This window comes from Endozoicomonas sp. ALC013, from assembly GCF_049310205.1.
Taxonomy (GTDB): domain Bacteria; phylum Pseudomonadota; class Gammaproteobacteria; order Pseudomonadales; family Endozoicomonadaceae; genus Endozoicomonas.
In genome coordinates, this window is sequence record NZ_JBLYNS010000364.1 from 1 (window position 1) to 1,620 (window position 1,620).

General features: G+C 56.3%; 1 protein-coding gene. It reads right to left on the reverse strand.

Going from position 1 to position 1,620, the window contains the following annotated elements:
* The coding region (locus ACO6V1_RS23860; RefSeq protein WP_422469072.1) for a DUF1601 domain-containing protein at positions 1 to 1,620 on the reverse strand (1,620 nt) is incomplete at both ends.

Below are 1,620 nucleotides of genomic sequence, written 5' to 3' on the forward strand. Positions count from 1 at the left end.
TGTGCGATCACCTGAGGCAACAGTGCGGTCACGGCCTCGTTGAGTTCTGGTGTCCGCTCCTGCCCGTTGCCCACCAGTTTCGCCAAGGCCCACAGCAGATTGGCAATACCCTGTTGTGTAAAGCTGGCTTTCTGTGCGCTCACGTGGGGCAACAGTGCCGTCACGGCTTCGTTGAGTTCTGGTGTTGACTCCTGCCCGTTGTCCACCAGTTTCGCCATGGCCCACAGCAGATTGGCAATACCCTGTGGTGTAAAGCTGGCTTTCTGTGCGCTCACGTGGGGCAACAACGCGGCCATGGCCTCGCTGAGCTCTGGTGTCCGCTCCTGCCCGTGGTCCACCAGTTTCGCCATGGCCCACAGCAGGTTGGTGATTTCCTGTGGTTTAAAGTGAGCTTTCTGTGCGATCACTAGGGGCAATAGCGTGGCCACGACCTCGTTGAGTGCTGGTGTCTGCTCCAGCCCGTTGTCCACCAGTTTCGCCATGGCCCAAAGCAGGTTGGCAATAAACTGGACATGAAATTGGGTTTTCTGTGCGTTCACCCGGGGCAACAGCGCGACCAGGGCTTCGTTGAGCCCTGGTGTCTGCTCCTGCCCATTGTCCACCAGTTTCGCCATGGCCCACAGCAGGTTGGCGATATGCTGAGGAATAAATTGGTCTTTCTGTGCGTTCACATTGGGCAACAGCGCAGCCACGGCCTCGTTGAACCCCGGAGTCCGCTCCTGGCCGTTGTCCACCAGTTTCGCCAGGGCCCACAGCAGGTTGGCAATATGCTGGGCACTAAATTGGTCTTTCTGTGCGTTCACGTAGGGCAACAGCGCGGCCACGGCCTCGTTGAGCCCTGGTGTCCGCTCCAGCCCGTTGTCCACCAGTTTCGCCATGGCCCACAGCAGGTTGGCGATACCCTGTGGTTTAAAGTTATCTTTTTGTACGTTCACATGGTGCAACAGCGCGGTTACAGCCTCGTTGAGCTCTGCTGTCCGCTTCTGCCCGTTGTCCACCAGTTTCGCCATGGCCCACAGCAGGTTGACAATATTCTGGGTATTAAATTGATCTTTCTGTGCGTTCACATGGGGGAACAGCACGGCCACGGCTTCTTTGAGCTCCGGTGTCCACTCCCCGTTGTCCACCAGTTTCGTCATGGCCCACAGAAGGTTGGCGATACCCTGGGCATTGAATTGGTCTTTCTGTATGTTCACGTGGGTCAACAGGGCACCCATGGCCTCTTTGAACTCTGGTGTCTGCTCCAGCCCGTTGTCCACCAGTTTCGCCATGGCCCACAGCAGGTTGGCAATGCCCTGGGCCTTAAATTGGTCCTTCATTGCGCTCACGTGGGGCAACAGCGCGACAACGGCCTCGTTGAACTCCGGTGTCTGCTTCTGCCCGTTGTCCACCAGTTTCGCCATGGCCCACAGCAGGTTGGCGATACCCCGGGCATCAATATTCCTGGCTTGAGGTTTTTGGTTGCACTTGAATATTATTGCGTCAAGCAGAGTGGACAATAAGGAAGCTTGAGTTAGCTTGACACGCTCATCCATGGGGTTATGAGGGGTAAAAAAACCTGCTGAAGTCAATGAATGTAGTGTTGTCGTAAGGCTTCGCCAGTCCCAACGCCGTGTTATT